14 protein-coding genes are annotated in these 22,750 nt (G+C 34.6%); 13 read left to right on the forward strand and 1 reads right to left on the reverse strand.

Annotation, left to right across the window (positions count from 1 at the left end; genetic code table 11):
• Window positions 1-232 precede the first annotated feature (232 nt).
• The 10 genes from WAX74_RS12775 to WAX74_RS12820 all read left to right on the forward strand — a co-directional run bounded on the left by WAX74_RS12775 (window position 233) and on the right by WAX74_RS12820 (window position 15,513).
• A complete protein-coding gene (locus WAX74_RS12775; RefSeq protein WP_336498058.1) occupies window positions 233-2,452 on the forward strand; it encodes a phage/plasmid primase, P4 family in 2,220 nt (739 codons plus the stop codon).
• 278 nt (window positions 2,453-2,730) lie between these two features.
• Window positions 2,731-3,141 carry a hypothetical protein gene (locus tag WAX74_RS12780; protein WP_336498059.1) on the forward strand — a complete coding sequence of 137 codons (411 nt, stop codon included), beginning with the start codon at window positions 2,731-2,733 and terminating at the stop codon, window positions 3,139-3,141.
• Window positions 3,142-3,162: 21 nt separating this feature from the next.
• Window positions 3,163-3,303, forward strand: a complete 141-nt coding sequence (locus WAX74_RS12785; protein ID WP_336498060.1) for a hypothetical protein — start codon at window positions 3,163-3,165, stop codon at window positions 3,301-3,303.
• Between the two features lie 8 nt (window positions 3,304-3,311).
• The gene (locus WAX74_RS12790) at window positions 3,312-3,647 is read left to right on the forward strand and encodes a hypothetical protein (RefSeq protein WP_336498061.1); all 336 of its coding nucleotides are present in this window, start codon (window positions 3,312-3,314) and stop codon (window positions 3,645-3,647) included.
• A gap of 626 nt (window positions 3,648-4,273) precedes the next feature.
• A complete protein-coding gene (locus tag WAX74_RS12795) occupies window positions 4,274-5,368 on the forward strand; it encodes an HNH endonuclease (RefSeq protein WP_336498062.1) in 1,095 nt (364 codons plus the stop codon).
• 16 nt (window positions 5,369-5,384) lie between these two features.
• Window positions 5,385-6,725, forward strand: a complete 1,341-nt coding sequence (locus WAX74_RS12800; protein WP_336498063.1) for a hypothetical protein — start codon at window positions 5,385-5,387, stop codon at window positions 6,723-6,725.
• Between the two features lie 1,148 nt (window positions 6,726-7,873).
• Window positions 7,874-8,890, forward strand: coding sequence for a Wadjet anti-phage system protein JetD domain-containing protein (locus WAX74_RS12805; RefSeq protein ID WP_336498064.1), 1,017 nt, complete (start codon window positions 7,874-7,876; stop codon window positions 8,888-8,890).
• Window positions 8,890-10,380, forward strand: coding sequence for a replicative DNA helicase (locus WAX74_RS12810; protein ID WP_336498065.1), 1,491 nt, complete (start codon window positions 8,890-8,892; stop codon window positions 10,378-10,380). The genes WAX74_RS12805 and WAX74_RS12810 overlap by 1 nt, the downstream gene beginning before the upstream one ends.
• Before the next feature lie 2 nt (window positions 10,381-10,382).
• Window positions 10,383-11,120: a DUF6063 family protein gene (locus tag WAX74_RS12815; protein WP_336498066.1), complete on the forward strand. Its 738-nt coding sequence runs from the start codon at window positions 10,383-10,385 to the stop codon at window positions 11,118-11,120.
• Complete coding sequence (locus WAX74_RS12820) at window positions 11,107-15,513, forward strand: coiled-coil domain-containing protein (RefSeq protein ID WP_336498067.1); 4,407 nt, start codon at window positions 11,107-11,109, stop codon at window positions 15,511-15,513. Before WAX74_RS12815 ends, WAX74_RS12820 begins: the two co-directional genes overlap by 14 nt.
• 748 nt (window positions 15,514-16,261) lie before the next feature.
• Here the strand turns inward: WAX74_RS12820 and WAX74_RS12825 are convergent.
• Window positions 16,262-16,900, reverse strand: a complete 639-nt coding sequence (locus WAX74_RS12825) for a 2OG-Fe(II) oxygenase (RefSeq protein ID WP_336498068.1) — start codon at window positions 16,898-16,900, stop codon at window positions 16,262-16,264.
• A gap of 499 nt (window positions 16,901-17,399) precedes the next feature.
• Between WAX74_RS12825 and sstT the strand changes: the two genes are divergently transcribed.
• From sstT to WAX74_RS12840, 3 genes are all read left to right on the forward strand, one after another.
• Window positions 17,400-18,632: a serine/threonine transporter SstT gene (gene sstT / locus WAX74_RS12830; RefSeq protein ID WP_336498069.1), complete on the forward strand. Its 1,233-nt coding sequence runs from the start codon at window positions 17,400-17,402 to the stop codon at window positions 18,630-18,632.
• Window positions 18,633-19,673: 1,041 nt separating this feature from the next.
• Complete coding sequence (locus tag WAX74_RS12835; protein WP_336498070.1) at window positions 19,674-20,852, forward strand: NupC/NupG family nucleoside CNT transporter; 1,179 nt, start codon at window positions 19,674-19,676, stop codon at window positions 20,850-20,852.
• Window positions 20,853-21,137: 285 nt separating this feature from the next.
• Window positions 21,138-22,739 (forward strand): sensor histidine kinase, encoded by a 1,602-nt coding sequence (locus tag WAX74_RS12840; RefSeq protein ID WP_336498071.1) that lies wholly within the window; start codon window positions 21,138-21,140, stop codon window positions 22,737-22,739.
• The last annotated feature ends 11 nt before the right edge of the window (window positions 22,740-22,750 follow it).

A 22,750-nucleotide genomic window follows, 5' to 3' on the forward strand; every position in this document is an offset into this window, starting at 1 on the left:
AGAAAATTTAAGAAAAAAGGGTCGGAGTATGTCGGAGCGTTTCATAAATTTTCTTAAATAGCTCGAACAATATAGTACAGAAAAAGCATTTCATCAGCTTGACTAATTTTATAGAATGACACTTGTATCAGGTTTTGATATGGAAAAGGTTAAACAGCATCAACCCGAAAATCTATTTCAAGTAATTGCAAAAGTAATTAAACTATGATTATCAACTAAAAGGAGGCTTTAAATGTACAAAAATATTCCAGAAGAAATGAAACATATGAAACAGTGGGTTTGCTATAAAGCAATGTCCAGAGGCGAAAAAATAACGAAAGTTCCTGTTAATCCAATTAGCGGAACTCCAATTGATTCAAATAAGGAAGATAATTGGCTTGAGTTCGAGGAAGCCGTTCATTATACAGGTAACAAAGTGGTCTCAGGGATAGGATTCGTATTTACAAGCGAGGACGACTATGTAGGAATTGATATTGATGGGTGCGTGGGTGAAAATGGTCAATTCAATAAGATAGCAGAGGAGATTCTTTGTCAATTTGAAGGCAGAGCTTATGCAGAATATTCTCCAAGTGGAAAAGGAATTCATTTGATTACTAAAGGAATAAAAGAATCCAATCGGTCTAAGAACAGTGAATGCGGTTTAGAAATTTATCAAAATAAACGATACTTCACAGTTACAGGGAATATGTTAGAGGGTTTCAGTGAGATTCATAGTTCATCAGACAAAATAAATTCAATTTGTAAGATATTTTTAGAAAAAGGAGAGGAAGAAGAGAAAGTGTTATTAATAGTCGACAGAAAAGAAAAAACAGATGAAGATTTATTAGAAATTATGTTCAGAAGCAAAAACGGTCATCGGCTAAGAAGTTTATATGATGGAGATTGGAAAGGATATTACTCATCTCAAAGTGAAGCTGATTTGGCATTGTGCAATGCATTAGCCTTTTATACAAAAAAAGATGCTGACCAAATAGATAGCCTGTTTAGAAAATCTGGGTTGAATACCATTAAATGGGACGGTATTCATTATGCGGATGGAAGCACCTATGGAAATGTTGTGATAGAGAAAGCGATAAAAGATACGGACGCTGTTTATAATCCGTCAAATGACAGAAGTAGTGTTAGGACTAAAGAGACGAAGAATAATATGAAAGGGCAAGCAAATGAATTTCCACATTGGTATATGAAAGGGTCAAATTCATTAACGTTCATGCCAGGAATTTTAGCGAAGCACTTACAATCTAAGGAAAAGCTGATTTATTCCAGTGAGCATTTCTTTCAATATGAAAATGGTGTTTATCAAAAAATAGAAGAGCAACAAATGAAGAAGAAGATTCAAAAGCATTTATTAGATGAGCATAGTAAGTCTTCGCATGTGAGAGATACATTGGAACAGTTGAAAAATAGAGTCTGGTATGATGGAGATCTTTTCGATTCTCCTTTACTGAAGAACAAAATCAACTGTAAGAATGGTATTTTAAATCTCACTACGAGAAAAATGGAAGAACATTCACCTGAACTTGTTACTACAATCCAATTGAATGCTAACTATAATGAATCAGCAAGTTGTCCAACATTTGACGAATTTATTAATAGTTCTTTGTCAAAAAAGGATGTAATGATTGCACAGGAATTAATGGGGTATTTACTTATCCCAGAAACTGTAGCAGAAAAAGCGTTCATTCTACATGGACCAGGACGCACTGGTAAGTCGACTTTCTTAAAATTGATTGAATATATTTTAGGAAAGAAAAATATCAGTAATGTTGCTTTACAAGATTTATCCCATCAGTTCAAACCAAGTTTATTATTTGGAAAATTGGCGAATATTTATGCTGATTTACCAAACAAAGCATTACAAGACACAAGTTTATTCAAAACTTTGGTCAGTGGAGATTCGATTGTAGCAGAAGAAAAATTCCGTTCTCCATTCTCTTTCAGTAATAAGGCAAGACTGCTATTTTCTTGTAATGAACTTCCTGCAAACTATGTTGATAGAACAGATGGATTTTATAGAAGGTTAATTATACTTCCTTTTTTGAGACAGGTAGAAGAATCTAAAATTGATACTGCATTACAGTTTAAACTACAAAATGAAGCAGATGGTATTGTTAGATGGGCGTTAGAAGGTCTCGAAAGACTAATAACGAACAACTACCAATTTACAAAAAGTGAAACGACCGAAAATCTGTTGTTTGAATACAAAAAACAAAGCAACAATGTCATTTGGTATGTAACAGAATTCTGTGAGCTAAAAGTAGATGGTGTTGAATATAGTCAGAACCTTTATCATCATTACAAAAAGACATGCTTAGAAAATAATATGCAACCGATATCACAGACAAAGTTTAACAAGTCACTTGATATGGAATACAAACGCAATGTCCTAAAAACTGAAGATAGCAGTAAGAGAATTATTTTTAAGGGAATAACTATCGGCAAGAAACTATAAGTGACTATTCCAAAGAGAAGATGACAACCACGAGGAAGGGGATTCAGGCAAAAGAGATAGTTTTTTTGACTATTACAGTTTTTACAGAAAATATGTAGTTAATCTCTAAATTCTATAGAAGATACGAAAAGACTCCCTCGAATACCCGCATATTCCCCCTCCTTGTGGTTGTCCTGTTTTATGGAGAGAGGACTTATCAAGGGGAATTAGTAAATTTAATCAGAATATAAAAATAAAAAAACTATTAACGAAAAATTATTGATAGGAGGAAAAATAGAATGCCAAATTGGAGTCGAGGTATCATTGAGATTAAAGGAAAAGGAAAGGATATTAAGAGGTTCCTGGTTGATATATTGGGTGAAGATGCTAAAGAAGTTATTGATACTGGAGAAAAGATAATTCTTCGACCAGACATATATACATGGTTTAAGGGAACAAATAGAAATTATATCGAAGGGCAGATAGAGTTTGAATATAACTATCAAGAGAATGACAGTCACTTTGAAGATAATGGATTTATGGCCGCGTGGTACGTAGAGCCAGAACCATATCAGGTCTTTTCAAAACAATATGACTTAGAATTTAAAATAAGTGTTGTGGAAGTCTTAGGTGGGTTTGAACAAAAAGTTCATATCCAAAATGGAAAAGTAGTAAAAAATATCGCTAAAGAAATTTTTATAGAAAGATAATAAGGAAGTGGAGGACTGACAATGAGAAATGGTGAAATTATTTTTTTTCCAAATGGGTCTGATAATGTAATAAATAAAGACAAGGTAATTAAAATGTTATTTTTAATTGATTATGACAAAGTTTTGAGATTGTGTGGCAAGAAACGTATTGTAAGTATCTAAATCCTGAAATGTTTGCAACAATAAATTTGCGAACAGGGAAACTTGAATGTCATGATATGTTTTCTTTAGACCACACATCTCCATATCTAATTTTTAGAGATTTTAGTATTCCTTCTATAGAAATAGAGGAATTACTTGACCCCACACTTTTAACTGAATATTATACTTTGAATGAAAGCCTCGAAGAATTCTTAAAGCACAAAAATGTTGATGATAAAAAACTATTTAAAAACTATTACGTAAGTAGATGGAAAGAATTTTCATGGTATTGGGATTCTATTGCAATAGATGAACTTGAAAAGTTTTATTATAACAAAGAGTTTAAAGAGGAATTGGTGCAATGAGAGACCTAAAGACTTTGAAGTTTCAAAATGTATTAGAGTAATTGTTCAAAAATGTTATTACATTCGTTGAAGGTTCCATCACTCGAGACTTATGGAATGAGTAAGAAATACGGGAGAATTACCTCTAATAAGGTACAACTGTTTGAGGGATTTGGGTGTGGGGTGAAAGAAGTTAGTGAAATTAATGATAAGGCTTTTGGGGAGCGTAAATGAAATGTGGTGTTGAAATAATCTCGTTTTCTTAAATCGTTGACTTTAATAACAAATTATTGATTGAAAACAATTAAATTAAATAATTTTGAAGACCGAATGCCTTCCGCTTCGGTTTTTTTATCTGAAAAGATTTTTCAATTCATGCTATAGAACATCATTAGGAATTCATAAGAATATTTAAAGATGGGCTTTAAAGTAGTGTAGTTCAAATGAAATGGGTAATTTGATAGGTTAATATGATACAATATTAGGAACATTTGAATTTTTTAAGTATGACAATAAATGATAATAAATTCAGTACTCGTATAAGTAAAACAATCGAGCAGAAATAGAAATGCTTAACAGATTGAGGCCTTGATTGACCAAAAAGGAACTAAAGAAGTTAATTATAGATAATTAAGGGGGCTTTGCTAATGAAATGTTATGTTTGTGATGAGGAAATAACAAGCGAAAATGAGACAGAGGAGCATATTCTTCTAAACGCAATTGGAGGAAAGTTAAAGTCTAAAAAACTAATATGCAAGGGTTGTAATTCAGATTTTGGTAGTAAAATTGATGATTCTCTTGCAAGGCAGTTAAATCCAATAGCTAACCTTTTAGACATAAAGCGAGATAGAGGAAACCCACAGAATGTGAAAGGTACATATAATAATAAGGATATTCTAATTGAACCTGGTGGGAAGTTGAAACTTGCAAGACCTTACGTTGAAAAGAATGAAAATATGTTTCATATAGAAGCTTCCTCAGAAAGACAGGCAAAAGAAGTTCTTAAAGGGTTAAAAAGGAAGCATCCCGAAATAAATATTGATGAACAGATTAAAAATGCTGGTAGAAATAAAAGCTATTTGCCATCTGTAAAGATTAATATGGATTTTGGTGGAGAGGAAGCAAGTCGTGCATTATGCAAAATGGCTGTTAATTTTTTTATCTACCATGGTGGAAAACCAGAAGAGGTTAAGCATTTACTTCCATATATTAAGGGAAGTGAAGAAGAAGCGGAAGTTTACTTTTATTATCCAAAATCTGAGGTCTTTTACAAAGGCGAAAAAGAGGTCTTACATACATTAATTTTGGCTGGAGACCCCCAGCGAAAATATCTTTACGTATATGTTGAACTTTTTAACGAGTTTAAAATGGTGGTTTATATAAATAGAGAATATGAAGGGGAAGCAATTTATCAAAGCTATCATTATAATGTTGTTACTAATGAAGTGGTTGAGTATGATGAACCAGTGAGGATTCCACCTCAGCAATTGAAGCGTTACAAATCTAAGAATATTGATGTTAAAAAGTTTGAAGAACGAATGAAGCATCTTTTACAGAGGGTGGATAAAATTATAGTTGATAAAAGAATAAATCAAATTACAACAAATGCTATGAAGGAAATGACTGAGAAATATCCGCAAGAGGAGAACCCATACATAACTAAAGAAATGTGTGCATTTTTAGCAAATAGAGTTGCTAAAGAGTTTGTCTTATCATTTCAACATAGATTTATAGAAAATTAAGTAAGGGAGTCAAACTATGTCATTATATTCTATTGAGCAAGGTGCTGAACAAATTTATCACCCAAAAACAAGGGAATACTTCAAAGAAGTTCTGCAGTCTTATGTCAATGGGAGTTACCGCTCAGCGATTGTAATGCTTTATTCCGTTGTTATGTGTGATTTAATTTATAAACTCAAAGATCTTAAAGAATTGTATGAAGATGAAATAGCATTATCAATATTAGAAAAAATAGAAGAAGAGCAAGCGAGAAATACCACCAATCCTGGTGCTTGGGAAGGTATTCTTATTGATGAAGTAAAAACAAGAACACTATTGTTAGAGCCAGCGGAAAAAATAACCTTAGACTCTTTGAGACAGCACAGACATTTATCAGCACATCCAGTTTTAACTCAAGAGGATTTACTTTTAACTCCAAATAAAGAAACTGCCAGAGCATTAATTAGAAATATGCTTGAAGGCTTGCTTATTAAAAACCCAGTTATGTCTAAGAAAGTATTTAACACTCTTCTTGAGGATTTAGAGGGACATAAAAATTTCTTTTCAGATGATTCGTCACTTGAAAACTACATTGAGTCGAGATACTTGAAAAACACTAATGAACATATGATAAACACAATATTTAAAGATTTGTGGAGCATTACATTAAATTGTGAAAGTGTTCCTTGCAAAAAAAACAGGGAAATAAACTTCCGTACCTTGAAAATTCTTTATAAAAAATTCAGAGCAAGCTTATTGAAGTACATTGAACAGAACCCTATTCCTTTTAATAAGTTTAAAGAAGAGGATATGGGTATCTTGAGAAGGTTAACTGAGTTTTTTGGTAATAACCCAGAACTATATAGCTTTATGGAGAATCATAATCAAACAAAGCTTAAAGCAAAAATAGAAAGTAAAGGAAATCTCAAGGTTCGTGCTCCATTCTTGAGAGATAGTATGGAAAAACATTTTGATTACTTAATTAATGAACTACATTGGAAAGATTATACTTATGAAGAAAGGTTTCATGAAAGCCATATATTAAATGAGAATGAAAGAGAAATGCTTTTCAAGTGGGCTTCTGAAAATGATTGTATAGAGAAATATTATGACTTACTAATTAAGCAATTCGTTCACAGTGGAAATTTTAACACAGCAGACATTAATTTTGATGTATTCATTGAACCAAACTTATCTAAGTTTAATCGAGAGCAATTCCTTGCTTTGTATGATGGTATCAACAGAAACCGCCAATGTCATGCTCATAGATATGCTAAAAATAATAACACACAAATTAAAGCTTATTCTGATTTAATACTTGGGTCAGATTTTGATTATAAGGATAAGTTTACAAGTGTTGAATTTAAAGAGGAGCAATGACAATAAGGGATGGTGAAACTCCCCTTATTAATGCTTTGAATATAAAGAACAACTGAGGATGTGGAAAGCTTGAGTAAAAGCACTGTTTCAGTTATTCAAGTTTGGCACTCTTCAATGGAAGTGAACAACTATTTTAATGTTCATATTAATGCTCTTGGAGTTATGCTTACAGTTAGCAAACAGAAACAGCCAAAGAGCTACCAAAGAATAAAAGGTAACAGTATTTTTGTTGAATGCATAATAAAACTCTTGTCTCCGTAAGTAATTTATTCAATCCATAGTCAAAACCATGGTCAAACATTTTCAGATTACATCAAAAACATTGTAAACACTGGTGTTACAGCCTGTTGTGGAGCGGTTGGTTCGACTCCCGCCGTCTCCACATTACGAAATCAACAGATTTCAAAAAAGACTGAAACCCACGATATATAAGGGTTTCAGTCTTTTTGTGTTTTCGGTCGATTTTGTGCAGTGGCATTCGTTGGCATCATTTTGGGAGTCAGGATTCTATATTTTTCAAATTTAAGTAAAATCAAATTTGAATGTAGAATACCAAATGAAATACTATCGGCACCAAAATATTTTAAATATATTGGTTCAGATAATATTTCTTTCAATTGCATCTTAGCAGGTAAATTTAAAGAGAAATCGTTAAGAGTATGAAGTTTTGGAAAAGTAGTTAATAAGAAGTCTTCTAATTTAGTAATGAAATTTTTAAATTGTTTAATTTGATCTTTAGTTACAAATTTATATGACTAAACAAATAGCAAAGTTCCATGCGGTGTTTGTCCAAATTGTGTTGATAGAAAAATGCTAAATTGAATATTAATAAAACGACCATAAAAAAGTAGGAAAGGTGGAAAAATGAGCCTTCAATGTACCTAAAAATACCTTTCAGCAACACCCAAGTCCAAGCTATAATTGTATCAAGAAAAACAATCTACTATAAGCAAATTATAATTAAAAATACGCAAAATGAAAAAGGAGTAGAGATTAATTTTCTACTCCTTTTTAGATATAATATTCACTTTTTTCTAAAACCAATATAACAGATAACATCCTTCCTGGAATTAACTTGAGATAATTTTACATTAAATTAGAGGTATGATAATGGACTTTGTTATACTAAATCCAACAGGGGGTGCAGAATGAATGATAAGCTGGTGCAATTTAAGAAATCATATATTACATTATCAGAGCTTGAGCAATTATTAGACAAACATCAATCGTATGAATCGTTTGCTAATGCCGTGTTACAGCTTGTTCAGGCCCAGTTGATACAGCCAGTTAAGAGTGCTGGGCAAACACCGCAGATGCCACGACTTCATTATAAATATAAAGTGTTAAAACATTCGGTGAAAAAGTCGCTTAGTGGAGTGATTGAGCCTTTGCAGCTGAAGTTGCATCCGAGTATTTCATTGGATACGTATTACCGTTTGACGCCGCTGCAACTAGAGCAAGATTTGCCATTTATTCAAAAGATTAATCAATTTATCCTTACATATAATTTCCCAACCCAGCCTGCACCTGCGCCAGAACGTAGTCAGCAATTAGTTGGAGATGAAAAGTGGCTTCAATATAAAGGAGGAAGACGCGTACTTGAGCGTCTTGGTTTATGGCTGAAGATGCAAGTTGTTGATGTTAAAGAGCCTCTTCGTTTTGCTGTAAACCCTCAACAGTTACATAACTCAACACAATTCCATTTAATCGTCGAGAATAAAACAACCTATGAAGGTCTTCTGCCAGCACTCAAGAAAACCCGGTTTTCAACATTGATATACGGTGCTGGTTTTGAAATTGTAGGTAGCTTGAACTTGTTCGACAAGCAGTTACCGTTACCAAATGTACGTCATTTCTTTTATTATTTTGGGGACCTCGATTTTGCAGGGATTTCTATTTGGTATTTAGTAAGTAAACAACAGTTTGTTTCACTTGCATTACCATTTTATGAAGTAGCTTTACAGGATGAAGGAAAGCCTATTTTGACAAAGCAACTGCGAGATGATGAGGCGGTAGAGACGTTTTTGGAAAACTTACCACCACTTATGAAAGAAAGATGTCAGCGACTTTTAGAAAAAAATGATTATATTTCGCAGGAAGTAATAGCAGCAGAAAAACTTCAGAGGATTTGGCAGCAAATGAGTAATGATTTGGAGGACGGATAATGGAGGGAAATATTCATATTACCAAAGATTTACGTGAAAGAATGCGACGTATTTATTTGTTCGAGCCACTGCATGAGTTAGCAGGCAAGCGTCAATTAGATGACGATGGACGTGAAATCGATATGCGGATGATAGGTTTGTTTACTCTGCTATATTTTTTTGAAATGAAGCTAATGCGCGAATCCAAAATTGGTCTGGAAGAGGCAGCCCATTTTATACGACCACTACTTCAAAAACGCTACAATATTGCGGACGAGCGTGTAAATGCACTTCTAATGATTGTAAAAGAGACGTTTCGACCAGCAAAAGGCGTCTATAAAACATATTCGTTTTATGATTGGGGAACGGATGAAGTGGAGGAAATTCCATTTTCTTTTTTGAAAACAGATTTTTTTGATGCGAAAGAAAATCGCCAATATTATCAGCTCGATGATGATGGGTTGGAATTGATTTTTGCAACGAAAGAATATTTCCAGGAATTCCAGTTGTCTATTCACCAACTGATGCTGCGAAAGCTTCTAGAAAAGGGAGAGCTGGAAGGAGCATTACGTCAAATTAATGAAATGCGTATGGACGTGGAGCAGCTACATGAACGAATGGAAAAGCTGTCGCAAGAAATTAGGCGCAATATTATTAATAGCGAAACGCAAAAACGATATATGGATGTGTTGCAGGATCGTAATATGAGGCTGCAGAGGGAAAATACAGAGTTTGAGGAGCTACATCAGTTTATAGTTGAATCTCGAAAAGCAACAGAGTCAACTGTAAATGAAGAAGATATGAAGGCTTTTCGTATGTTATTAAAAATTGACGAAGCACTACTCGCAGTACACGAGCAGCATAAAGACTTGCTGACTCATAGTTTACGTCTAAAGGAAGAGGCTTTAGATGCGGCTCAGCAATCGCTTTATAATATTGGACTAGAGCAGTTTAATTTTGATAAAGAAATAGTTTCAGAGATTGTCAGTACACCTTTACCCCTTGAGTCTATGAAAGGTATTTTAGCACCATTTTTAAAGCTGGAATCTAAGAAAAGTTGGTCGTTACTGAGTATTTTTGGCGTACAGTCATGGACAGAGGAAGAGCAAAATGCTGAGTTAGCACACTATGAGGAAGTTGTCGCAGAGGAAAAGCGTGAGCAATATGCGAAACAAATACGACGAGTGTATCAATCCTTTATGAAGGAAATGCTGATCTTTGCAGAAGATCGACTAAGCTGGACACTCGCTGAATGGGTTGAGCAACTTCAAAAAAACAGGACTATATCTCTCGATGAACGCTATTTTTACGATTTTTTACTATTATGTCATCAGCGTTCCCCACTTTCAAAAGGTGCAGAAATAAAGGACGAGATGTCGATGCATTTATTGGCCGATGCGACAATGTTACTCGAGAAACGTCTGTTAGTTATTGAGGAACATTATGATACCCTACAAGTTACACCTCGCTTTACGATTCAAAATTTAGTATTTATGTGGCAGGAGGAATAGCTATGCTGTATGAACAGGACAAAATCTTGCGCGCTTTCGATATGTATAGCGAACTTGCGTTAGAGGGACGAGTTAGCGGTGATTTAGCACGTTTATTCAAAATCGATACGGATTTACGTTCACTAGTCGAAATGTTTTGCCAGAAAGTCGATACTATTTGCCTTGAAGTAGGCAATGAAGTACTACTTGTACCAACGACAAAACTGTCTCCATTTCATGTAACGAATGAGACCCTAAAACGTGAATATTTTAAATCGAAAGGTCGAAATGATGATTTATATTTGATGTATTTTGCAACCATATGTGTCATTGGTGAATTTTATAATTCATTTCATTCCGTAGTACCGACCAAACCGTTTATTACTTATGAGGAATGGATTCAGGCCATCAATCAAAGAATGGAAACACTTCGTACATATGATGAAGAAGTGCTCAAGGCAAAAGAAAAGGAATATTCCTATCGCTGGCATATGCTCATTGAAAAGTGGGACGGGTTGGATGACGTGAAAGAATCAGCAAAGCGTCAAAGTGCCAATACAATGAGCCGCGTCAGCTTTTTACATACAACTTGTCGTTTTCTACGTGATGAAGATCTTTTAGTAGAGACTGGTATAGGTGAATTTGAACTAACCGAGAAGGCACAAGTCATTATTGGAAATTTCTTTATGGATACCGAATACAATCGAGGCATTATTGACTTTTTATATGGATTAAAGGGGGATGTGTATGCCGACAATTAGTAAAATTCGCTTTGCTAACGTGATTTATGAGCAAGGACTTAAACGATACCATGATGAGATATTTCAATTTGATACACAGAATGGCGCGATCTTATTAGAAAATGGTGGAGGAAAAACGGTTTTTATCCAAGCAGCGATGCAGGCAATTATTCCGCAAGCGACGGTGTCACATCGCCAAATTAAGGAAACGTTTTATTTAGAGGAAGGTCCTGCGCATATTGCGATTGAATGGTTATTAAATGAACGACCCCGCCAATACTTGGTGACAGCAGTGACCTTATATACAAAAAATAATAAAGTAGAGTCATTGCGTTATGTATATGAATATAGCGAACGTGATAAGCATTCCATTGTTGAGATCCCATTTACAAAGCGTGAAGCAGGTGTGAAGTATCCAGCTAGTAAAGATGAAATGCATAATTATTTTCAACAGATGGTGCAGCAAACTCCGATGCGTGCGAAACTATTTCCACAGTCTATAAAAGCCTTCACGGATTACTTAGAGACACAATATTTTATCATTCGTGAAGAGTGGGAAAATATGATTGTTATGAATAGTGCAGAAGGTGGCATTGAAAAAGTATTTGAGGAATGTAAAGGCACACAGGAGCTTTTTGACCGTTTGCTCATTCCATCAGTTGAAAATGCAGATAAGTATTTTAATCCGCTTAGTATTACTGATCAATTTGAAAAACAACGAAGTAACTTAAAAAAATACAAAGAATTTAATGAAAAAAAGACTGAATATAAGGCGATGCAAGAACAGCTAGATAGTTATGTGGTCAGCTTTCGCACCTATAATGAGGCAATCACAAGTTATGAAGATGAAAGACAGCAAACTGCTGTCTATTATCAATATTTACAACAGAAAAAAGAAAATATACAAAAAGATGTGCAAGGAATCGAGGAACGGCTTTTTGAGCTTAGTGAAATCGAAAAGCAGCTAATAAAACGTCAAGCAGCCGTGACTATTTATGAGGAACAAGAAAAGCAACAACACGTCCATTCAGAGTTGAATCATTTTCAAGAATTAGTAGATGAAATATCTAGTAAACTGGAGATTGCATTACATGAAAAGCATAGTTTAGAATATGCAATCGATTTAGCAAAGATGAAACAAGCGAATGAAACAGTGGAGCAAGCACGCAATCAACTGCAACTGGAAAATGATAAGCAAGACATCGCTGATATACAAAATGAACTGGAGCTAGTGAAGGGACAGTGGCTATATTTATTATTAAATCAAAAAGAGGAGCTAGAAAAAGGATTACAGGAAAAAAATCACCACATTGGACGTAATGACGAAGAAACGAAGCAGATAGAACAAGAACTGCAAGCAATGCGACAAAAAGAACAAGAGGCTAGAAATCGCCAAACGATAAATGAAACGCTAATTAAAGAACTAACGAATCAACTAGATAAGCTGAAGCTTGAGTTAGTCGCTAATGAAAACGAGCAAGTGGAAGTGCTCATCAAAGAATGGGAAAGCCGTTCAATGCAGCTGGAAACAACAATTCGTAGGCATGAAGAACTTATAAAAACCCTGCAGCAGCAATTCATGCAGCAAGATGCACACGAAAAGCAGTTACGAAACGAAAAAGAAGAGCTTCATGTGCAAAGTAAAATTCTTAAAGGTAAAGTAGAAGACCAGCAAGCACAAGAATTACAAATAAAAGAAATTTTACGTACTATTTTGAATCAAATTAGTCCAGCTACGTCTGTATATGATCGTGCAAGCAGTTATATGAATCAATTACAAGATAAGCAAACACAATTAAAAAAAGAACGCGCAGAGAAATTTGTGCTTGAGCGTAGAGCGAGACGTTATTTAGATGATTATTTGGGGCAACAACAATTTTTTGCAGAGCCTTATTTGGTAGAGAAAATGCAAGAGTGGTCACAGTTTTCATTTATACAAACAGGTGTCGAATACTTACAGGCCCTTGGAAAAGAGCATGAAGCGGAAACTAGTGCATATCCATTTTGGGCAATTACACTTATTACAACAGCCACTGAGAAGCAGCCGTTAATTGATAAGGTCCATGTTGTGGCTGAACGGATAACGACACCGATTATTATATTAGCACGCGAGGAAGCCAGATTGCTTGTCGAGGGCGAGCCTTTTGATGAATCATGGATTGCGCCGATGTTTTGGCGTGCGCATACGAATAAAGAAAGTTTTAGTCAATGGAAGAGTACTTCCCTTGAAGAAGCAAAACGAATAGAGAACGAACGAGAAGAAATTGAGTCGAAACTTGCTGCAGTTGAACAAGTAGAACGTCATTTGCAGGCTTTCCTTCAAAAATTTCCTTATGAAGAATATAAGCAATTGACGGAGAATTACGAGAGCGTTACAAAAGCTTATAATAAAGCTATTTATGACCATAAGACTTTAGAGCAAAAAATAGATGATTCACAAAAAAGAATAGAACAAACAAAAGGTCTGCAAAATCGCGATAGTGATGAACTAAATAACTTGCAGCAGTTTCAAATTCCGAAAGCACATAGCTATATGGAAATTGGAAGAAAGCTAAAGCCATTACAAACGCAACTTACGCTCGATCTTAAAGAAGTGGATCGATTGCATAAAAAAGTGGAGCAACTCAGAATGAGAGAGCAAGACTTAAAGCAACAATGGCTCGATGTGAAAGATGAGGAACAGAGGTTACAATTTGAATTAGAAACCAAGGTTCTGCAGCATGGAATTTATATAGAAAAGGACAGGCTCACTGCAAAGGTGACAACAAAGTCCGAGCATGCATTAAAATTGGAACATAATTACCTGAAAGATGCTTTAAAACAAATTTCAACAACCATCCAACATTTAAATGAGCGAATCGAAACGAATGAACGCTTATATCGTGATTATAAATTCGCCCTTAGTAGAAAGCTTGCGGAGAATCCACAACTAGATGTAAATGCCATACTTCCATTTAACGCAGAAGAAAAAGTAACCCAATTACAAGTAGAAACAAAACGTTTGAAATCTGAACTTACTGAACCGCAACATCAAGTAAATGAAAAGCAAAAACAGTTGCAAAAATTACTGGCAACAATAGAAGTTCTAATGTTGCAGTACGGAGAAGAATTGCCAATTCGAACACTTCCTAATGAAGAGCTCCAACAATTATTACAATTAGAGCTAGAAAATTATGAGAAGCAGTTAACTTTTACAAACGCAGAGCATAAGCGTAAAACTAAGCAAACGAAAAGCTTTCAAATAGTGGAAGAGACCTTGCGTGATCAATATTTTGTTCACCAACTCAATAAAATAATAAAACCTCTTCATAATTTATCAAGTGAACAGCAGACAGCCTTTGACTATGACTACAAAAAAGAATTGGAGCAGTTATTTTCAAGTCTAACAGTGCGTCAAAAGGCTATGGTAAACCAGCAACAAAAAATTAATCGCGACAAGCAAAAATTCCGAGATTTTTGCGCAAAGCTACAAGATAAAAAATTAAGTAAAGTAACAATTGATGGAATTGAAAATCGTCACACGTATGCAGAAATTACGTCACATCAACAACTCATTCATCAAACGATTCAACAAGCAATTCATATTGCGGATACGTCTATTCAAGAATTCGATAAAGATCAACAACAAATCATACAGTATGCAGTGCAGCAACTGGCTCGAGTACGCCATAATTTGTTGGAAATTCCAAAGAAAACACGTATTAGAATCGAAGACGAAACAAAATATATTTATCAATTTATGATTCCAGAATGGGAAGAGCAAGAAGCAAAAGAAGCAGTTCGTCAATATATTGACTGGATTTTAACTACGCTTGAGCAGGATAAATATAGAGATGAATTTGGCAATGAAGATGTAGCCACAATCCGTAAGTTTTTAGAAAAGCATCTGCAAACAGTACCACTATTACGGCAAGTGCTGGGTAATAAAAAAATGCAAGTAAAATGCCGTAAAGTAGAAAGTGAACGTCAAATTTCTTCTAACTTTTATAGCTGGGAGCAATCGAATAAATGGTCGGGTGGCGAAAGTTGGAGTAAAAACATGGCTCTATATTTAGGTATTTTAAAATACATTGCTGAAAAAGCAGGTGGACCATCGAATACAAAACGTGACCGTACTTTAATATTAGACAATCCGTTCGGTAAAGCATCCAGTGATCACGTTTTAAGTCCCGTATTTTATATTGCAGAGCAGCTAGGCTTTCAAATGATTGCACTAACTGCCCACGCCGAAGGAAAGTTTATAGCAGACTATTTTCCAGTAGTATATAGCTGTCGCTTACGATTCGCAAAAAATGATGCTCACCAAATCATCCAAAAGGAGCAGCACATCAACAAAGCATTTTTTGCCGATCAACAGCCGGAAGCATTACATTACGTTGGGGAGAAAAAGCAACTTTCATTGTTTGAGAAATAAGAAGTTTTAAACAACTCCCCTGTAAATCTCTACCCTGTGTAAGAAACATTCTTGGTTATTCAAACAAACATGAATTTCGTAATTTTCATGTTTGTTTCTTACACAGGGACTTAATACGAAAATCGTGGCTTTTTTATATAAAAAATTATAACAGATTGATTGGAAATAAAATATAAAGAACAGAACGTACGTGTGGTATAATAGAGCGATAATAGCAGGTAGCTCAAGGGTGGTTGGCTCACTCCCATTTCGAAAGGGGGTGGTGTCGGTGACAGTATTCGAAGCATTAATGTTTGCAATAGCGTTCGCAGCATTGATTGTATCAATACTTTCATTTAACCATAAAAAATAACCCATCCTTGAGTTGAGAGCTCTGATGGGTTACTACCTAATCAATAGCCAATCCCCTTGAAGGGAACCTACTATTATATTGATCGATTGATGCACTAACATCAATCGGTCTTTTTTATTGTACTCACATGTTATTCTTAGTATACGTCCATATGTTCCTTTTTTCAAGTATTGAGGTTACAGGTTTACTAGTAATGAACATTGTGACTGGAATATTCCACTTAAGTAGTCAGATAATAATACTGATTTATTTTGCAGTGTCATCATCATCTTCAAACTATCTATTTTGGCTTTTACTAAAACTCTAAATAAATATCATAGTGCAAAAAATCTTGTGCTATAAGGGCTTAGAGTTAAAAATTGTTTCTGTAATAAAAAAGTTTTTTAAAGAATCTTTTTATCTTAATTTCTGTCTTCTCATCCATTGCGTTGCGACCCACTTTTCACCGGTTATAACTGGGGCACCACCATGTAAAGTTAAATCGTTTAAATTTTGATCGTTGTAGAAATACTCGAAATAAACTGCCATACCTTTTTTGGGCGATACTGAAAAATTGAGTTTAGGGAAAAAAGTTTCTCCACCTTGCTCTACATCATTTAAGTACATAACGAGTGTACTAATTCTATTATTATTTGCTACTTTACTAGTTGATGAAAAAAAATCATTATGAGCTTTATACTCTTGACCAGGCGTATACTGAAGTATTTGAAGGCATTCTGCGTGTTCAATGGGTATATTCATAATAGATGCGACTCTTTTTTCTACTCTAGCAACAATTTCGTTTTCACTTTCTTCAAAAAACATACTACTACTTGTTCTTTGTTCATTTACTTCACGTGTCGTGCCAATTTTTGAACGTTTCATTTTGTCCTTAGACAATCGGATTAGTTCATCGCACTCCTCGTTACTTAAAACATTTCCTAAAAGCACTATCAATGGCTCCTCTAATCTAGTGACTATGTCAATCTCTCTATCTGTAATTATTTTATTTCCAACGTGATCAAATATAGTTTGCTCTTTATTCTCCGTTATCAACTTCAAACCACCTCTTAAACTATTAAATTTTCAAAACGTGTTCGTCTTTGGGTCATGACTATACGTGTTAACTGCCTTCTTTTACTTCAACTACCTAAATATCAAAGTATGTTTTTATACTTTTTTATACTTTTTATGGAATTAATTTCATTTTATTTTATCATAGTATTTTTATATATCACAACTTTGTGAAAAATTTAACATGTGGATATTTTAGGATGTAGAGAATTCAGTAATTGTAGCTTTTTTGTCGTCTTCATGATGTCCTTACCTTGCACTGTACATATTCTCCTAAAATAGCAATTAACACTCGACGATTTTATAAGAAATTCCAAAAAATATATTAACAGAAAAAACCATCTCGCAATTCAGAAAATTTGTGTTAAAATAAAATATCAGTCGACTTAATGATAAAATAAGTACATCTTATTTCAACGGGGAGAAGTGAATGTGAGTTTTTTATCATGGAAGATTTAAGAAAATTTTGGGGGAGAGTGTAATGAAAAATTTAATTGTTAAATGGAATCAAGTGAGCCTAGTAAAAAGGATTGTTATCGGTATTATTGTTGGTCTAATCTTAGCTTTAACACTTCCTGATGCTGCAAGTTGGATTTCCATTTTTGGTTCTTTATTTGTCGGTGCATTAAAGGCAGTTGCGCCAATATTAGTATTATTCATAGTGATGCATGCGATTGCCGTACATAAAAGTGGTAAGAAAACGAATATGAAATCGATTATTGTTCTTTATGGTCTTGGTACATTCCTAGCAGGTGCTGTCGCTGTAGTTGCAAGCTTTATGTTACCAACTACGCTAACACTGACAACAGGTGCACAAGACGTTTCTCCACCAGAAGGTATTGGTGAGGTTTTTGAAACTTTATTATTTAACTTAGTTGCCAATCCAGTTGATGCAATAATAAATGCTAACTATCTAGGCATATTAATGTGGGCAATCGTTCTTGGGGTTGCATTAAAAAATGCAAACCAAAATACGAAAGACATGTTAGGTAATTTTTCGGATGCAATCACTAAAGTAGTACAATGGGTGATTAGTTTTGCACCACTTGGTATTATGGGGCTTGTTTACAGTGCAATTGTAACAAGTGGTTTTTCTGCTTTACTTGAATACGGTAGATTGATATTAATTTTAGTTGGATGTATGTTGTTTATCGCGCTTGTAGTGAATCCGTTAATCGTGTTCATTTATACGCGAAAAAATCCTTATCCACTTGTTTTTATGGTTTTAAGAGAAAGTGGTATTTATGCATTCTTTACACGTAGTTCAGCTGCAAATATTCCAGTTAATATGAAATTATGTGAAAAACTTGGCTTAGATGAAGATACTTATGCAGTGTCAATTCCTCTAGGTGCTACTATTAATATGGGTGGTGCAGCCGTTACAATTGCTGTGCTAACTCTTGCTACAGTAAATACGCTTGGTATTGAAGTAGATTTTATGACTGCACTCATGCTTGTTGTGATAGCAGCTGTCTCTGCTGCAGGTGCATCAGGCGTTGCGGGCGGATCACTTTTACTTATCCCGTTAGCATGTAGTTTATTTGGCGTTCCAAATGATGTTGCAATGCAAGTTGTTGGTGTTGGTTTTATCATCGGTGTTATTCAGGATTCTTGTGAAACTGCACTAAATTCATCTTCTGACGTATTGTTCACAGCTACAGCTCAAAAAGCTAAAGAACGTAGAGAAGGTAAAATAGTTTCTATGACTTCCTAGAAGCTACGACAATAGTAGTTAGAATATAGAAGCATATATATTGAAACGGCTCTATTAATGTATACATTTAATTGCATGATTAATGAAGGTTAAAAGCTACGATTACCGAAGATGATTTGGTGATCGTAGCTTTTTTAGTTGTGTAGCAATTGACACGCGTTCACACTTTCCACCAATTATTCTATAGAAAAAGCCTCTCCTATTTCAGGAGAGGCTTCAGCTTGCCGACAAAAGTATTTTTATAAACGGTTATTAATAATGGTGAAATCTTCCTAAAGAGGTTCACTTATTCAATTATAGGTAAGATAGTAGAATATCTATTAGGAATTGTTTCTAAGGCAAGGACCACCACGAAGACTCCTGTGGGAATAGCTTGAGCAGAAGACACCGCAGGAAAGGGGAAGGCAATCTAAGTTCGCCGCATCCTGCGGCAACGATTGCATGACCAACATCGTGTTGGCCTAGGAGGCTGAAGCCAAGCCCACGGAAAGCGAAGTGGTGGTCCTTGCTGAGCTTCTGATTCTTTGCAATTCGCAACCAGACATATGTTGTATCCTCAAATAATCAGTGGTTTCTGTTAGCCTTATTAAAGGCTTTTATGTTATTTTGGTAGGTATGTATTAACTAATTCATTTTATTTGGAAATTTACCTTTATTGTATAAATGAATTCATGGCTTTGAAAAGAAGAGAAAAACATTATTAAATTAAGCGATTTCATAATTACTTTTTTCTAATTTTAAAAGGGAACATTTTCAATAAAAATATATTGACTTGTTAGCGATAATAAAAATTTTACTTTCGTTGATTGATGCGGAAAGCGTCCGACTGTTGCGTAAATCAACCTTGTTCGGATTTTGATGTTAACTCCTGTCTTATTAAATTGACTCAAGCAAAATGAAATTAAAATATTATATTTTTTTATCAGCTATTTGTAACATGTAAAAATTAGTATTTGGACATGAGAAGTTATCATTGTATACTTAATAAGTTGAATGTCAGACGTTCAACCTTTTAACAATACATCTTTGTGGAGGCATCTAATGAATTATTTAATCTCAATCGTAGGCTTAATTGTTGTTCTAGGTCTTGCCTGGGTTGCAAGTAACAATCGTAAAGAAATTAAAATCAGACCAATTATCCAAATGATCGTTATTCAGTTAATATTAACTTTTTTATTACTGAATACCAAATTTGGATTGATAATTGTTGAGGGAGTCGCAGCCGGGTTTGCAAAATTACTAGAATTCGCAAATGAAGGAATCAATTTTGTATTTGCTGGCATTGCGAATGAAGGACAGGCTCCTTTCTTCTTAACTGCTTTACTTCCAATCGTATTCATTTCGGCTCTGATTGGAATTCTGCAACATATTAAAGTTCTTCCTTTCATTATGAAATGGATTGGTTGGGCACTCAGTAAAGTAAACGGCATGGGTAAATTGGAATCTTACAACGGAGTAGCATCTGCTATTGTTGGACAATCTGAAGTATTTATTACCGTAAAAAAACAGCTTGGACAATTATCTCCTCAACGTCTATATACACTAAGTGCGTCAGCGATGTCTACTGTATCGATGTCAATTGTCGGAGCTTATATGACGATGGTTGAACCGAGATATGTCGTAACTGCAATCGTGATTAATTTATTTGGAGGATTCATCATTGCTTCAATTATTAATCCATACACTGTAACCGAAGAAGAAGATCTCCTTGTTGTGCAAGAAGAAAAACAAAGCTTCTTCGAAATGCTAGGCGAATATATTCTGGATGGATTCAAGGTAGCAATCATAGTTGCGGCGATGTTACTTGGTTTCGTTGCACTAATGGCAGGAGTAAATAGCGTATTTGATATGATATTCGGAATTTCATTCCAAGAAATTATTGGATATGTCTTTGCACCATTTGCGATTTTAATGGGAATCCCTGTTTCAGAATCAGTAACAGCAGGCGGTATTATGGCTACCAAACTAGTTACGAACGAATTCGTAGCGATGCTCTCATTAAATGACTTAGGGTCAGGCTTAAGTGAACGATCAATCGGAATCATTTCAGTTTTCCTTGTTTCATTTGCAAACTTCTCTTCAATTGGAATCATTGCAGGAGCTGTAAAAGGACTTCATGAAAAACAAGGAAACGTTGTAGCTAGATTCGGATTGAAACTTTTATACGGAGCAACGTTAGTGAGCGTACTATCAGCAGTAATTGTAAGTTTTATCCTATAATCAGAAAAAAAAGATCAGCTAGTCGTTGCTGGTCTGCTTTTTTTCTTCGCATTAAACCATTCTGGACCACTGAATCAGGACCTACTGGTAAAGATAAAGAACCTTCTAAATCAATTATGATTAGGAGGTTTTTTTGTGTCTGAAAATCAGGTATCTTTAATATTTCCAATAACTTGAATCATCTTCTTTTTCATCTTGCTTCCATGACTCTTTGTAGTTAAGAGGAAATTAGTTTGATGAAATGCTATATTAGAATAATAGCTATATTAGAAAAGAGTTATGACAATGAATAATATGAAAAATATTCCATTACAAACAAAAATATTAGGGCTAATTAGTTCGTTAATTCTTTTAATTATTATTCTTCTCGCAAGCATATTTGCTTACTTGCAAACTGTTGATACAAGGAATCAAGTGAAACAATTAGCTTTGCAATCGGCTAAGACGATTTCTCTTATGCCTGAGCTTAGGGATGCTATTGAAGAAAAGGATATAGAAGCCCATTTTCGACCAATAGCGGAGCAAGTTAAAGATCAGGTGCATGCGGCAAATATTATCATCGAAAATCGTGAGGGAATCATTTATTCACACGTAAATCCAAGCCTGGTCGGTCAGAAGAGTTTAGACCACACAAGTTATCAGGCGTTAATTTTTGGTGGTTCTAACAATTTTGAAGTTGAAAGAGAGCAAGGTTCAGTTATAACTGGGAAGGTCCCTATTATTGCGGATTATGGAGAATATACTCAGGTGATTGGAACGGTATCCGTCGAGTTTTTGGAAAAGGATATTTATCAGAGTATATATCAACGAATTAAAATCATTATTATTGCGTCATTGATTGTTTTACTGCTGGGAATCATTGGCGGTATTTTTCTAACAAAAAGTATTAGAAAAGATACGTTGGGACTGGAACCCCATGAAATTGCATCATTGTATAGGGAAAGAAGTGCAATTCTTTTATCCGTCAAAGAAGGAATTATAGCTATTGATGATACTGGATTATTAACTTTAATTAATCATTCTGCAAAGTCGATGTTAAATCTCTACGAAGAAGATTTTATAGGCAAGCACATTCAGCATGTCCTTCAGGATATAAAAATAGATGATGTGTTACAGACAGGACAGACTGCTCATAATGTTGAGGTCTTGATTAACGATAAAATTTTTATCTTTAATTTAATCCCGATTATTGAAAATGGGAATGTTGTAGGTGTCGTTTCTAGTTTCAGGGATAAAACTGAATTAAAAAAGCTTATGAATACAATAACAGAGGTTCGTGATTATTCGGACGGACTTCGTGCGCAAACACATGAGTACGCCAATAAATTATATTTGTTATCAGGATTATTACATTTAGAAAGATATCAGGATGCATTAGAATTTATTCAAAAAGAGTCTGTCATTCATCAGCATCAAAATCAGATATTATTTAATCAGATTCATGATGCAAATGTCCAAGCTATTTTGTTAGGTAAACTTGGAAAAGCGTCAGAAAAGAAAATTTTACTTGAAATTGATGCCGATAGTTATGTAGATCCCTTACCAAGTCATATAGAGGTAACAGATATCGTTACAATTATAGGGAATCTCATCGATAATGCATTTGATGCAGTTGCGAATCAGAAAGAGAAAAAAGTGGCTTTTTCCATTACGGGACTTGGAAACGATATTATTATAGAAGTAACGGATAACGGAAAAGGAATTTCAGAAGACTTGTTAGAGTCTTTGTTTACGTTAGGATACTCCTCTAAGGGTGAAAATAGGGGGTATGGCCTATTCAATGTTAAGCGCATTGTAGAATCATTCGGTGGAACAATTGAAGTGAGTAATGAACGAAATGGAGGGTCTATTTTTACAGTCTACCTTCCAAAAAAGGTTCTAGGATAGAGTAAGGAGTG

This window comes from Psychrobacillus mangrovi (genome assembly GCF_037104765.1).
Lineage (GTDB): Bacteria > Bacillota > Bacilli > Bacillales_A > Planococcaceae > Psychrobacillus > Psychrobacillus mangrovi.